At 68.8% G+C, this 13,067-nt stretch carries 11 protein-coding genes; 6 read left to right on the top strand and 5 right to left on the bottom strand.

Going from position 1 to position 13,067, the window contains the following annotated elements; all coding sequences use genetic code 11:
- From pyrR to gshB, 5 genes are all read right to left on the bottom strand, one after another.
- Entirely contained in the window at positions 1–510 is a 510-nt protein-coding gene (gene pyrR, locus DK254_RS32365) for a bifunctional pyr operon transcriptional regulator/uracil phosphoribosyltransferase PyrR (RefSeq protein WP_089390943.1), read from the bottom strand.
- 118 nt (positions 511–628) lie between these two features.
- Entirely contained in the window at positions 629–1,057 is a 429-nt protein-coding gene (gene ruvX / locus DK254_RS32360) for a Holliday junction resolvase RuvX (RefSeq protein WP_074986425.1), read from the bottom strand.
- Complete coding sequence (locus DK254_RS32355) at positions 1,057–1,623, bottom strand: YqgE/AlgH family protein (protein ID WP_109937105.1); 567 nt, start codon at positions 1,621–1,623, stop codon at positions 1,057–1,059. The genes ruvX and DK254_RS32355 overlap by 1 nt, the downstream gene beginning before the upstream one ends.
- A 49-nt stretch (positions 1,624–1,672) precedes the next feature.
- Positions 1,673–2,566 (bottom strand): energy transducer TonB, encoded by an 894-nt coding sequence (locus DK254_RS32350; RefSeq protein WP_109937104.1) that lies wholly within the window; start codon positions 2,564–2,566, stop codon positions 1,673–1,675.
- A gap of 84 nt (positions 2,567–2,650) precedes the next feature.
- Positions 2,651–3,622: a glutathione synthase gene (gshB, locus tag DK254_RS32345; RefSeq protein WP_109937103.1), complete on the bottom strand. Its 972-nt coding sequence runs from the start codon at positions 3,620–3,622 to the stop codon at positions 2,651–2,653.
- Between the two features lie 248 nt (positions 3,623–3,870).
- Between gshB and pilG the strand changes: the two genes are divergently transcribed.
- The 6 genes from pilG to DK254_RS32315 all read left to right on the top strand — a co-directional run.
- Complete coding sequence (gene pilG / locus DK254_RS32340) at positions 3,871–4,278, top strand: twitching motility response regulator PilG (RefSeq protein WP_009615249.1); 408 nt, start codon at positions 3,871–3,873, stop codon at positions 4,276–4,278.
- A gap of 45 nt (positions 4,279–4,323) precedes the next feature.
- Complete coding sequence (gene pilH, locus DK254_RS32335; RefSeq protein WP_009615257.1) at positions 4,324–4,689, top strand: twitching motility response regulator PilH; 366 nt, start codon at positions 4,324–4,326, stop codon at positions 4,687–4,689.
- A gap of 45 nt (positions 4,690–4,734) precedes the next feature.
- On the top strand, positions 4,735–5,271 hold the full coding sequence (locus DK254_RS32330; RefSeq protein WP_089390939.1) for a chemotaxis protein CheW: 537 nt from the start codon (positions 4,735–4,737) through the stop codon (positions 5,269–5,271).
- Between the two features lie 83 nt (positions 5,272–5,354).
- Positions 5,355–7,403 (top strand): methyl-accepting chemotaxis protein, encoded by a 2,049-nt coding sequence (locus tag DK254_RS32325; protein ID WP_109937102.1) that lies wholly within the window; start codon positions 5,355–5,357, stop codon positions 7,401–7,403.
- Positions 7,404–7,462: 59 nt separating this feature from the next.
- Positions 7,463–8,320, top strand: coding sequence for a protein-glutamate O-methyltransferase (locus DK254_RS32320; RefSeq protein ID WP_109937101.1), 858 nt, complete (start codon positions 7,463–7,465; stop codon positions 8,318–8,320).
- 24 nt (positions 8,321–8,344) lie between these two features.
- Positions 8,345–13,067: Hpt domain-containing protein (locus DK254_RS32315; protein ID WP_177412143.1), on the top strand; the 4,723-nt coding region annotated here is incomplete at its 3' end.

Here is a 13,067-nt window from a genome sequence, read left to right as displayed (position 1 = left end):
TCAGAGCGCGCTGATGAGGGTGCGCTCGAGGACGAGTGGTGCGGGACCGCGCAATTTTACCCTTTCATTGGGGGCCAGCGACAGGGTCTGGCCGACCACGTCAGGGCGGATCGGCAGTTCGCGGGCGTTCAGGTCCAGCAGGCAGACCAGGGTCACGCTGGCCGGGCGGCCGTAGTCGAACAGCTCGTTGAGCGCGGCGCGGATGGTGCGGCCGCTCATCAGCACGTCGTCGACCAGGACCAGGTGCTGGCCGTCGATCTCGAACGGCAGTTCCGACGGACGGACCTGCGGGTGCAGGCCGCTGCGGGTGAAGTCGTCGCGGTAGAAGGACACGTCGAGGATGCCGAGGATCTCCTCGCTGTGCAGTTCCTTGAGCAGGGCCTGGGCGACCCAGATGCCGCCGGTGTGGATGCCGACGAAGCGCGGCGCGTCTATGCCGCGCTCGGCGAGGTGGTTGCGCAGGTCGGTGGCCATGCGCGGCAGGAGTTCGGCGGGGCTGGGCAGGTTCATGACATCTCCTGGATGACTCGTGGCGGTCCAGGCTGGGCCGCCGTGGATTCCTCGGGCGCCCGTGCGGCGGGTACCCGCTCAAGATTAGCGCGTGTGCCGCGGCCGGCACTGCCGCAGGTCAAGCGCCGCCGTGCGCCTCCAGCCAGCCCTCGAGCAGCAGGGCCGCGGCCAGGGCGTCCACCGGGCGTTCGCGGTAGCCGTCGCGCTGGCCCTGGGCCAGGCGCTCGCCCTTGGCGGCGTAGGTGGTCAGGCGCTCGTCGTGGGTGTGCACCGGCAGGTTGTAGCGGCCGTGCAGGCGGCGGGCGAACTTCTCGGCGCGCTCGCTCATCTCGCTGGGCGTGCCGTCCATGTTCAGCGGCAGGCCGACGACGATGGCGTCGGGCTGCCATTCCTTTATCAGCGCCTCGACGCGGTTCCAGTCCGGCACGCCGTTCTGCGCCTTGAGCACGCAGAGTTCGCGGGCCTGGCCGGTGACCGCCTGGCCGACGGCGACGCCGATCTGCTTGGTGCCGTAGTCGAAGCCCAGCAACAGGCGCGGCGCGGCCATCAGGCGTGCCCGGCCTGGGCGGTGAGCAGGCTGAGGTTGATCCCCAGGCGCTGCGCGGCGGCGGCCAGGCGCTGCTCGGCGGGCACGTCGAAGAGCACTTGCAGGTCCGCCGGGCAGGTCAGCCAGGCGTTGTCGGCCAGCTCGGCCTCCAGCTGGCCGGCTTCCCAGCCGGCGTAGCCGAGGGCGATGACGCTCTGCGCGGGGCCGCTGCCGTCGGCGATGGAGAAGAGCACGTCCTGGGAGGTGGACAGGTTCAGCTCGCCCAGCTCCAGGGTGGCCTGGAACAGTTGCCCCGCCGGGTGCAGGACGAAGCCGCGGTCGGTCTGCACCGGGCCGCCGCTGTAGACGGTGATGCCCTGGCAGCGCGCCGGCGGCAGGGGCTCGGGGCGCAGCTGCTCGAGCACGTCGCTGAGGTTCAGGCCGCTGGGGCGGTTGATCACCAGGCCCATGGCGCCCTGCTCGTTGTGCTCGACCAGGTAGGTGAGGGTCTGGGCAAAGTTGGGATCGGCCATGTGCGGCATGGCGATCAGGAAGTGGTGCTTGAGGTAGGTGGGCGCTGTGTTCATGGCGCTAGTTTCAGGCTTGGGCGCGTGGCCTGCAAGCCGCCCGCGGAGCCTAGCGGCTGGACAGCCGGTCGCCGCGCTCGAAGCGCCAGGTGCGGATGATCTCCAGGCGGTCGATGTCCGCCAGTTCGCCGGTGAAGGGGGCGAAGGGCGCGGCCAGGCGCACGATGCGCTGGGCGGCCTGGTCCAGCAGCGGCTGGCCGGAGGACTCCAGCACCTGCACCTCGTACAGCGAGCCGTCGCGGTTGATCGACACCAGCATCCGCAGGCTGCCGTAGATGCGCTGGCGGCGGGCCTCGTCGGGGTAGTTGAGGTTGCCGATGCGCTCGATCTTCTTGCGCCACTCCTCCTTGTACCAGGCGCCCTTGTCGCGCATGGTCGAGGCGGCGGTCAGGCGGTGGATGCGCGGGCGCTTGGCGTAGGCCTGGCGTTCCTTGGCCAGGTCCGCCTCGAGGCTGGAGATTTCCGCCGACAGCTGGCTGGAGTCGAACTGCGGCGCCGGCTGGGCGACCTGCTCGGCCTTGGGCTTCTGCGGCTTGGCCTGGACCTTCTGCGGCTTCGGCGCCTTGGTGGCCACCGCGGTCTTCGGCGACTCCGCCTCCTTGGCCTGCTTCGGCGTTGGCGGCGGGGCGACCTTCTTCGCCTCGCTGTCCTGGAACGGCGCCTGCTCGGTGGTCTTGGGGACGGCCTTGTGCTCGAGGGTGCCGCTGCCTTCCTGGTTCATCTGCGCCAGGTAGTCGGCCTTCTCCGGCTTCTTCTCGCTCTTGAAGGTGGCCAGGGTGATTTCCAGCGTCTTGCTCAACTGGCTCGGGTGCGGCATCGAGAAGCCCACGCCGAGGATCAGCGCCACATGCAGCACCGCCGCCACGAACAGGGTGAAGCCCAGGCGGTCCGCCGGGCGGACGCCGGAGGACGGGAAGGCTTGGGGGGAGGTTGCAGCGTTCATTGCATATCGAGCCGGCCGGGGTGGGCGAAGTCTGCTTTCCCCGGCCGCCGCCTGCAAGCGGCAAGCGTCAAGTTGTCGGTTGCGTCAAACTTGCGCCGCCGCCTGGCGGGCCTTGAGCTTGCCGGCGATGGCGTCCATCAGGCGCTCGCCGATGCGGGTGTCGTAGGCCTTGTCGATCTCGCGAATGCAGGTCGGGCTGGTGACGTTGATCTCGGTGAGGTAGTCGCCGATCACGTCCAGGCCGACGAACAGCAGGCCGCGCTCGCGCAGCTGCGGGCCGACCTGCCCGGCGATCCAGCGGTCGCGCTCGGACAGCGGCTGGGCCACGCCGCGGCCGCCGGCGGCGAGGTTGCCGCGCGTCTCGCCCTGCGCCGGGATGCGTGCCAGGCAGTATTCCACCGGCTCGCCGTCGATCATCAGGATGCGCTTGTCGCCGTCCTTGATCTCCGGGATGTAGCGCTGCGCCATGATCTGCTGCTGGCCGTGCAGCGTCAGGGTCTCGAGGATCACCGAGAGGTTCGGGTCGCCCTCGCGGTGGCGGAAGATCATGGTGCCGCCCATGCCTTCGAGGGGTTTGAGAATGATGTCACGATGTTCGGCGGCGAACTCGCGCAGAATGTCGGCGCGCCGTGTGACCAGTGTCGGCGGCGTGCACTGCGGGAACAGCGTGGCGAAGAACTTCTCGTTGCAGTCGCGCAGGCTCTGCGGCCGGTTCACCACCAGGGCGCCGGCGCGCTCGGCCTGTTCCAGCAGGTAGGTGGAATAGATGTACTCGTTGTTGAAGGGCGGGTCCTTGCGCATCAGGATCACGTCCAGCTCGGCGAGCGGCAGGTCGGTCTCCTGGCCCAGCTCGTACCAGCGTTCGGCATCGTCGAAGACCTTCAGGGAGCGGACCTTCGCCCGCGCGGCGTTCGCTTTCTGGTAAAGATCCCGTTGTTCCATGTAGAAGAGCGACCAGCCACGGGCCTGGGCCGCCAGCAGCATCGCCAGGGAGCTGTCCTTCTTGAAGTTGATGCTGGCGATGGGGTCCATCACGATGCCCAGGCGTACGCTCATGGGGAAGTCCTCCGAAAGGGGCAGGTGCGGCGACAAACCGCGCCGAAAAGGGCGGAAAAGAGTGCTCAGGGTGGCGCCGGATATGTGCCCGGTCAAGGAAAAAGCCAGCGCATCCGGGGTGTTATGGATGGATGCGGGAGAGTGTGCTAAAAGACTCCGACGATTGGGTCGCAGCCCGAACGGTGGCAGGGCGTCAGCGCACTGAATATAAGACAGTAACGATTCACCGAGATGGTAAAAGGGCGAACATGGAACAGCATTCCGATGGTTTGAAGGTCATGGTCATCGACGATTCCAAGACGATCCGTCGTACCGCCGAAACCTTGCTCAAGAAAGTCGGCTGCGATGTCATCACGGCCATCGATGGCTTCGACGCGCTGGCGAAGATCGCCGACACCCATCCGAACATCATCTTCGTCGACATCATGATGCCGCGCCTGGACGGCTATCAGACCTGCGCCCTGATCAAGAACAACAGCGCCTTCAAATCCACCCCGGTGATCATGCTGTCCTCCAAGGACGGCCTGTTCGACAAGGCCAAGGGTCGTATCGTCGGCTCCGATCAGTACCTCACCAAGCCTTTCAGCAAGGAAGAGCTGCTCGGCGCCATCAAGACCCACGTGCCAGACTTCACCCCGGTGGAGCAAGCTTCCTGATGTCCGGCCCTGCGTGCCGGTGATGCCTTTTCCTGGGGGACCCCAATGGCTCGAATCCTCATTGTTGATGACTCTCCGACCGAGATGTACAAGCTGACCGCGATGCTGGAGAAGCATTCGCACCAGGTGCTCAAGGCCGAGAACGGCGCCGACGGCGTCGCCCTGGCGCGCCAGGAGAAGCCGGACGTGGTCCTGATGGACATCGTCATGCCCGGGCTGAACGGCTTCCAGGCCACCCGCCAGCTGTCCAAGGATCCGGAGACCAGTGCTATCCCGGTCATCATCGTCACCACCAAGGACCAGGAGACCGACAAGGTCTGGGGCAAGCGCCAGGGCGCGCGTGACTACCTGACCAAGCCGGTCGACGAAGAAACGCTGCTCAAGACCATCAATGCGGTACTCGCCGGCTGATGCCCGGCGGGGCCCGAATAACTATTAGAAAAGGCCAGGGCCGGCATGTCTGAAGTCCAGAGTCCCTACCAGCTTCTCGTCGAGATCGACCAGCGCTGCCGTCGCCTGGCTGCCGGCCTGCCGGCGCAGCGCGAGGTCGTGCAGAGCTGGAACGGCATCGGCTTCCGCATGGCTGGGCGCCTGTTCGTGGCGCCCATGGGGGAGGTCGGCGAAGTGCTCCACGAGCCGCGCTACACCCTGCTGCCCGGCGTGCGCGAGTGGGTCCGGGGCGTGGCCAACGTCCGCGGTCGGCTGCTGCCGATCATGGACCTGTGCGGTTTTCTCGGCGCGGAGCTGTCGCCATTGCGCAAGCAGCGCCGCGTGCTGGTGGTGGAACACGGGGAGGTGTTCGCCGGGCTCATCGTCGATGAGGTCCTGGGCATGCAGCACTTCCCGGTGGACGCCTTCAGCGAACAGTTGCCGCCCCTGGAGGCGGCGCTGCAACCCTTTGTTCATGGCGTATTCCATCGAGAGCAGCCCTGGCTGGTATTCAGCCCGCATGCCCTGGCGCAGCACCCGGGCTTCCTCGACGTCGCCAGCTAGTTGAAACCGGTTGGGTCGGGGACTTCCGGCCCGTGTCGTGACATGGAAACCGAAATCGTGGTGGGTCCAGGCGGGGGCCGTATATGAAGAAAATCAAGACAGGCAATCTCTTTTCGGGGGCGCGCAGCAGTTCACTGATCGCGGGGCTGTTCATCGTCCTGATCGTCTCGATCGTGCTGCTGTTCGCCAACTTCGCCTACCTCAACACCCAGTCGAACCACGACAAGCAGTACATCGGCCACGCCGGCGAACTGCGCGTGCTGTCGCAGCGGATCGCCAAGAACGCCACGGAAGCGGCGGCGGGCAAGAGCGAGGCGTTCAAGTCGCTGAAGGACGCCCGTAACGACTTCGAGAAGCGCTGGAACGTGCTGCTCAAGGGGGACGAGACCACCGGCCTGCCGCCGAGCCCGGCCGACGTGCAGGTGCCGATGGCCGACGTGCAGAAGGACTGGGACCTGCTGCGCAAGAACACCGACTCCATCCTCGCCAGCGAGCAGACCGTGCTCTCGCTGCACCAGGTGGCCGCGACCCTCGCCGAGACCATCCCGCAGCTGCAGGTGACCTACGAGGAAGTGGTGGACATCCTCCTGGAAAGCGGCGCGCCGGCCGACCAGGTCGCCGTGGCCCAGCGCCAGTCGCTGCTCGCCGAACGTATCCTCGGCTCGGTGAACAAGGTGCTCGCCGGCGACGAGAACTCGGTGCAGGCCGCCGACAGCTTCGGCCGCGACGCCAGCCTGTTCGGCCGGGTGCTCAAGGGCATGAAGGAAGGCAACGCGGCGATGAGCATCTCCAAGGTGACCAACGCCGAGGCCGTCGACCGCCTCAACGAGATTTCCGAGCTGTTCGAGTTCGTCTCGGGCTCGGTGGACGAGATCCTCGAGACCTCGCCGGAACTGTTCCAGGTCCGCGAGTCCGCCAACACCATCTTCAGCAGCTCGCAGACCCTGCTGGACAAGGCCTCCAAGCTGGCCGACGGCTTCGAGAACCTGGCCGGCAGCCGTCACCTCAACCAGGTGGCGAGCGTCGCCCTGGCGATCCTCGCCCTCGGCTCGATCATCCTCATCGGCCTGGTGATGGTGCGCGAGACCAACCGCCGGCTGGCCGAGACCGCCGAGAAGAACGAACGCAACCAGGCGGCGATCCTGCGGTTGCTCGACGAGATCGCCGACCTCGCCGACGGTGACCTGACCGTGGCCGCGACCGTGACCGAGGACTTCACCGGTGCCATCGCGGACTCCATCAACTACTCCATCGACCAGCTCCGCGAGCTGGTGGAAACCATCAACCTGACCGCCGTGCAGGTGGCCGCCGCCGCCCAGGAAACCCAGGCCACGGCGATGCACCTGGCCGAGGCTTCCGAGCACCAGGCCCAGGAAATCGCCGGCGCCTCCGCGGCGATCAACGAGATGGCGGTGTCCATCGACCAGGTATCGGCGAACGCCTCCGAGTCCTCGGCGGTAGCGGAACGTTCCGTAGCCATCGCCAACAAGGGCAACGAGGTGGTGCACAACACCATCACCGGCATGGACAACATCCGCGAGCAGATCCAGGACACCTCCAAGCGGATCAAGCGCCTGGGCGAATCGTCCCAGGAGATCGGCGACATCGTCAGCCTGATCAACGACATCGCCGACCAGACCAACATCCTCGCCCTGAACGCCGCGATCCAGGCGTCCATGGCCGGTGACGCGGGCCGCGGCTTCGCCGTGGTGGCGGACGAGGTACAGCGCCTGGCGGAACGTTCCTCCGCCGCGACCAAGCAGATCGAGGCGCTGGTGAAGACCATCCAGACCGACACCAACGAAGCGGTGATCTCCATGGAGCAGACCACCTCCGAAGTGGTCCGCGGTGCCCGCCTGGCGCAGGACGCCGGTGTGGCCCTGGAAGAGATCGAGAAGGTATCCAAGACCCTGGCGGCGCTGATCCAGAACATCTCCAACGCCGCCCGTCAGCAGGCGTCGTCCGCCGGCCACATTTCCAACACCATGAACGTGATCCAGGAGATCACCTCGCAGACCTCCGCCGGTACCACCGCCACTGCGCGCAGCATCGGCAACCTGGCGAAGATGGCGAGCGAGATGCGCAACTCGGTATCCGGCTTCAAGCTGCCGGACCTGGCAGAACGGGCCTGAGCGGAGGTGCGCGGGGCTGAAGGGCACCGCGCACGACAGTCTTGAGCGAGAGGCGCGACATGCAGGCAACTGGCGTCTGGTCGTTGCAGCCGTTGGCCGACATGTCGGCGGCGGAGTTCCGCGACTGGCAGGCTCTGCTGGAAGAACGCACCGGCGTGGTGGTCAACGAACAGCGCCGGACCTTCCTGCAGACCAGCCTGGGCGCGCGCATGCGCGAATTGGGTATCGGCGACTACGCCAGCTACTACCGCCAGGTCACCGATGGCCCGCGGGGCGCGGTGGAGTGGTCGAACCTGCTGGATCGCCTGACCGTCCAGGAAACCCGCTTCTTCCGCCACCTTCCGTCCTTCGAGCTGCTCGCCGGCTACGTCCGCGAGCGCCTGCCGGCGCTGGGGCGGCCGCTGGCGCTGTGGAGCGTGGGCTGTTCCAGCGGCGAGGAGCCGTACTCGCTGGCCATGGTGGTCGCCGAGGCGCTGGGCGAACTGGAGCTGCCGGCGCTGTACGGGGTGAGCGGCACCGACATCAGCCTCAGCGCCCTGGGCAAGGCCCGCGAGGGGCTGTACCCGGCGCGCAAGCTGGCGGATGTCGAGGACGAACTGAAGCAACGCTATTTCCGGGAAGAGGCCGACGGCCGCTACCGGGTACGACCCGAGCTGGCCGAGCGGGTGTGCTGTACGCGATTGAACGTGCTGGACCTGGGGCAGGCGCCCATGTCCGGCCTGGACGTGATCTTCTGTCAGAACCTGTTGATCTACTTCCGCCGCTGGCGGCGCCGGGACATCCTCAACCGCCTGGCCGAGCGCCTGGCGCCGGGTGGGCTGCTGGTGATAGGCGTCGGCGAGGTGGCCGAATGGCAGCACCCGGACCTGGTGCCGGTGGCCGACGAGCGGGTTCTGGCCTTTACCCGGAAGGGATGACACAGACACATGAGTGGAGTGGCTATGGGTGATCGGCACGATTATGTCGCCCTGGAATGGGTGAAAGGCGAGATCGCCGAAACCCTCAAGCAGGCGCGGCAAGCCCTGGAGGCGTTCGTCGAGAACCCGCAGGACCCCACGCGCATGGGTTTCTGCCTGGCCCACGTCCACCAGGTGCGGGGCACCCTGCAGATGGTGGAGTTCTATGGCGCCGCCCTGCTCGCCGAGGAAATGGAGCAGCTCACCCAGGCGCTGATCGACCAGCGCGTGCCCAGCCAGGGCGAGGCCCTGGAAGTGCTGATGCAGGCCATCCTGCAGCTGCCGGTGTACCTCGACCGCATCCAGAGCGCCCGCCGCGACCTGCCGATGGTGGTGCTGCCGCTGCTCAACGACCTGCGCGCCGCCCGCGGCGAGAAGCTGCTCTCGGAAACCAGCCTGTTCGCCCCCGACCTGTCCGGTGGCAAGCCGCTGCTGCCCCACGATGCCCTGGCGCGCCTGCGCACCTCCGAACTGCCGGTGCTGCTGCGCAAGCTGCGGCAGATGCTGCAGGTGGCGCTGGTCGGGGTGATCCGCAACCAGGACCTGCCGACCAACCTGGGCTACATGGCGCGGGTCTTCGCCCGCCTCGAATCGCTGTGCCGGGAGGCCCCGCTGGGCCGCCTGTGGACCATCGCCTCGGCCATGGTCGAGGGCCTGGCCAACGGCAGCATCGCCAACGGCACCACGGTGCGCAACCTGCTGCGCCAGGTCGACCGCGAGTTCAAGCGCCTGGTCGAGGAGGGCGCCGACGGCATGAACCAGGCGGCGCCCGACGAACTGGTGAAGAACCTGCTGTTCTACGTGGCCAAGGCCTCCGACCAGTCGCCCAAGGTGCGCGAGGTCAAGGACGAATACCGCCTGGACGAGGCGCTGCCCGGCGCCGCCGTGGTGGACGAGGAACGCGCCCGCCTGGCCGGCCCCGACCGCGACGCCATGCGCTCGGTGGTCGGCGCCCTGTGCGAGGAGCTGGTGCGGGTCAAGGACAGCCTCGACCTCTTCGTGCGCAGCGACCGCTCCGCGGTGGCGGACCTGCAGGCCCTGGTGACGCCGCTCAAGCAGATCGCCGACACCCTGGCGGTGCTCGGCTTCGGCCAGCCGCGCCGGGTGATCCTCGACCAGCTCGAAGTGGTCGGCGCCCTGGCCGACGGGCGCCGCGAGCCCAGCGACGCCACCCTGATGGACGTCGCCGGCGCGCTGCTCTACGTCGAGGCCACCCTGGCCGGCATGGCCGGGCCCAGCGAGGAACACGGCGACGAGGAGAGCCGCCTGCCGACCACCGACGTGGCGCAGATCCACCAGGTGGTGATCAAGGAGGCGCGCAACGGCCTGGAGCTGGCCAAGGACGCCATCATCGAGTTCATCGCCTCGCAGTGGAACCACGAGCACCTGGCGCGGGTGCCGGAGTTGCTGACCCAGGTCCGCGGTGGCCTGGAAATGATCGACCAGGGCCGCGCGGCGCGGCTGCTGGAAGCCTGCAACCGCTACATCCAGGAACAGCTGCTGGCGCGCCAGGCGGTGCCGGACTGGCACAGCCTGGACACCCTGGCCGACGCCATCACCGGCGTGGAGTACTACCTCGAACGCCTCTCCGAGGACCAGGGCAGCTCCGGCGAGCTGATCCTCGACGTCGCCGAGGAGAGCCTGGATCAGCTGGGCTACCCGCTCAAGCCGCGGCCTTCCATCCTGGATGCGCCCACGCCCACGCCCACGCCCACGCCCGCCGCCCCGGCGGACGAGGCGCTGGCGGAAATCGACCTGCTGGCGAGCAGCGCCGCCGCCGACGTGTTGGCGGAGCAGGGCGTCGTCGACGAACTGCAGGCGCCGAACGACATAGTGCCCGAGGCCGCGCAGGCCTTCGCCGCCGAGCCCGGCTGGGAGCCAGCCAATGCCGGCGATCTCGCCCAAGCCGGCGACGAGCTTTCCTGGGACCTGCCGGCCACCGAGGAAGCGGCGCCGATCCGCGAGGACGTCGAGGCGCCGTTGCTGGTCTCCGACGACAACTGGACCCTGGCCGGGCCCGAGACCCCGGCGCTCGACGATGCCGGCGTCGACTTAAGCCCGGACGCGCCGCTGGAGTCGCCCACCGAGCAGGTGGAGCCGAGCTGGTCGCTGGACAAGAGCCTGTCCCTGGACAGCCTGGAGCCGCTGCCCGGCTCCGAAGTGGTGCCCGCAGCCCCGGGCCTGGCGGCCGCCGGCGATTCCTGGACCCTCGACGACCTGCCGAGCCTGGATGCCGCCGCGAGCCCCGCTGCCGCGGAAGGTGAAATCCAGTGGACGCTGGACGAAGAAACCCCCTCCGCCCCCGATACGACGTGGAGCCTGGACGAGCTGCCGACCCTGGATGCCGGTGCCGAGCCGGAAACCACCCTGCCGGCGTCGGCCGGCGAACTCGAATGGGACCTCTCGTTCGACGCCCCGCAACCCGGCGACGCCGCACCGAGCCTGGGCGAGTGGAGCCTGGAGCCCCTTGCCGACGAGCCACCGGCGGCCGAGGAGCTGCCCACGCTGGAGCTGGACGCCCCGCTCGATGCGCTCGAGCCGTTGGCGGAAGCGCTACCCGAGCTATCCTCCCCGGAGCTCGACGAGGCCCCGGCCGTCGCCCAGCCCAGTGCCGCCGACCAGGCCTGGGAAGACCTGGACATGGCTGCGCTGGACCTGCCCGAGGTCGAACTGCCGACGCCGCCGGCCGAGCCCGCGGCCGAACCGGAGATGGCCAGGCCGCTGTCCCTGGCCGAGGTGATGGCCACCCCGGCCCAGGCGATCAACCCGCCGGCCCGCGAGGTGCCGCCCAGCCTGCTGCCGCCGCCGGCCGACGAGGAGCCGGTGGACGAGGAACTGCGCGAGGTCTTCATCGAGGAGGCCGGCGAGGTCCTGGAGACCATCAACGAATACCTGCCGCGCTGGCAGGCCGACACCGACGACCGCGAGGCGCTGACCGAGATCCGCCGCGCCTTCCATACCCTCAAGGGCAGCGGGCGCATGGTCCGGGCGCTGGTGGTCGGCGAACTGGCCTGGTCCATCGAGAACCTGCTCAACCGCGTGCTCGACCGCAGCATCGCGGCCAGCGCGCCGGTGCTGCAGGTGGTGGGCGACGTGGTGGCCCTGATGCCGGCGCTGGTGGACGAGTTCGCCGCCAGCGTGCAGCGCCAGCGCGATGACGTCGACCAGCTCGCCGCCACCGCCCACGCCCTGGCCAAGGGCGAGCCGGTGCCGCCGCCGGAAGGCGGGGAAACCCCGGCGGCCGAGGCGGCGCTGGAGCCCGCGCTGGAAGCCGCGGCCCTGGACGAAGGGCTCGACCCGCAACTGCTGGAAATCTTCCGCAACGAGGCCGAGACCCACCTGGAAACCCTCGGCGGCTTCCTCGCCGACTGCGACCGCGAGTTGCCCCAGCCGGTCACCGACGACCTGCAGCGTGCCCTGCACACCCTCAAGGGCAGCGCGCACATGGCCGGCATCCTGCCGATCGCGGAAATCGCCACGCCGCTGGAGCGGCTGGTGAAGGAGTTCAAGACCAACCTGCTGCAGGTCGACCTGCGCGAGGCCGAGCTGCTGCGTGAGGCCGGGCGCCTGCTCAGGGTCGGCCTGCAGCAACTGGACGCCGGCCGCCCGCTGGCGCGCATAGACGGCGGCGACGAGCTGCTGCGGCGTATCGCCCAGGTCCAGCAGGAGCGCCTGGAGGCCGCGGAGGCCAAGCGCCGCGGCGAAAGCGGCGAGAGCGCTGGCGATCCGCAGATGCTCGGCCTGTTCCTCGCCGAGGGCATGAACATCCTGCTGGACGCCGAGGACCTGCTCGGCCGCTGGCGCGAACACCCCCACGAAGGCCAGGAACTGGGCGCCCTGCACGACGAGCTGGCGACCCTGGCCAACGGCGCGCAGCAGGCCGAGCTGCCGCAGATGGCCGAGCTGTGCGACGCGCTGCTGGCCGTCTACGGCGCGGTGCAGCAGGGCCGGCTGGCGGTGGACGACGACTTCTTCGGTGCCGCCGAGGACGCCCACGAGGCACTGATCGGCATGATGGACCAGGTGGCCGCCGCGTTGCAGGTCAGCGCCTGCCCGCAGCAGGTCGAGGCCCTGCACCGCCTGCTCGAAGCGCCGGCCCAGGCCGACGAGGATCCTGCGCCGGCGCAGCCGGAGGCCGACGGTGAGAGCGATTTCATCGACCTCGACCAGCTCACCGCCGACGACTTCCCGCTGGAAGACGAGGAACTGCTGCTCGACCGTCCCACCGCCCCGGAAGACCTGCCCGAAGGCCTGCAATGGCCGGCGGCGCCGCTCGCCGGGGCGCCGGAGCCCGCGCCCGCCGAGCCGGAGGCCGTGCGCACGTCCGGCATAGCGCCGACGCTGGACGAGGAAATGGTGGCGATCTTCCTCGAAGAGGCCGTGGACATCCTCGACAGCGCCGGCCAGGCCCTGGCCCAGTGGGCCCAGGCCCCGGACGTTCCGGCCCCGCTGTCCACCCTGCAGCGCGACCTGCACACCCTCAAGGGTGGCGCGCGCATGGCCGAGATCCGCGAGATCGGCGACCTTTCCCATGAACTGGAGTCGCTCTACGAAGGCCTGCTCGATGGCCGCTTCCAGGCCAACCCCGGTCTTGCCGGGCTGCTCCAGGCCTGCCACGACTGCCTGGCGCAGCAGCTCGACCAGTTGCAGGCCGGGCAGCCGCTGACCGACCCCGACGAGCTGATCCAGCGCATCCGCGCCTTCCGCC

The organism is Pseudomonas sp. RW407 (genome assembly GCF_003176655.1).
Classification (GTDB): domain Bacteria; phylum Pseudomonadota; class Gammaproteobacteria; order Pseudomonadales; family Pseudomonadaceae; genus Pseudomonas; species Pseudomonas delhiensis.
The sequence above is the reverse complement of the archived record's forward strand: the minus strand, read 5'-3'. Positions and strand labels throughout refer to the sequence as shown.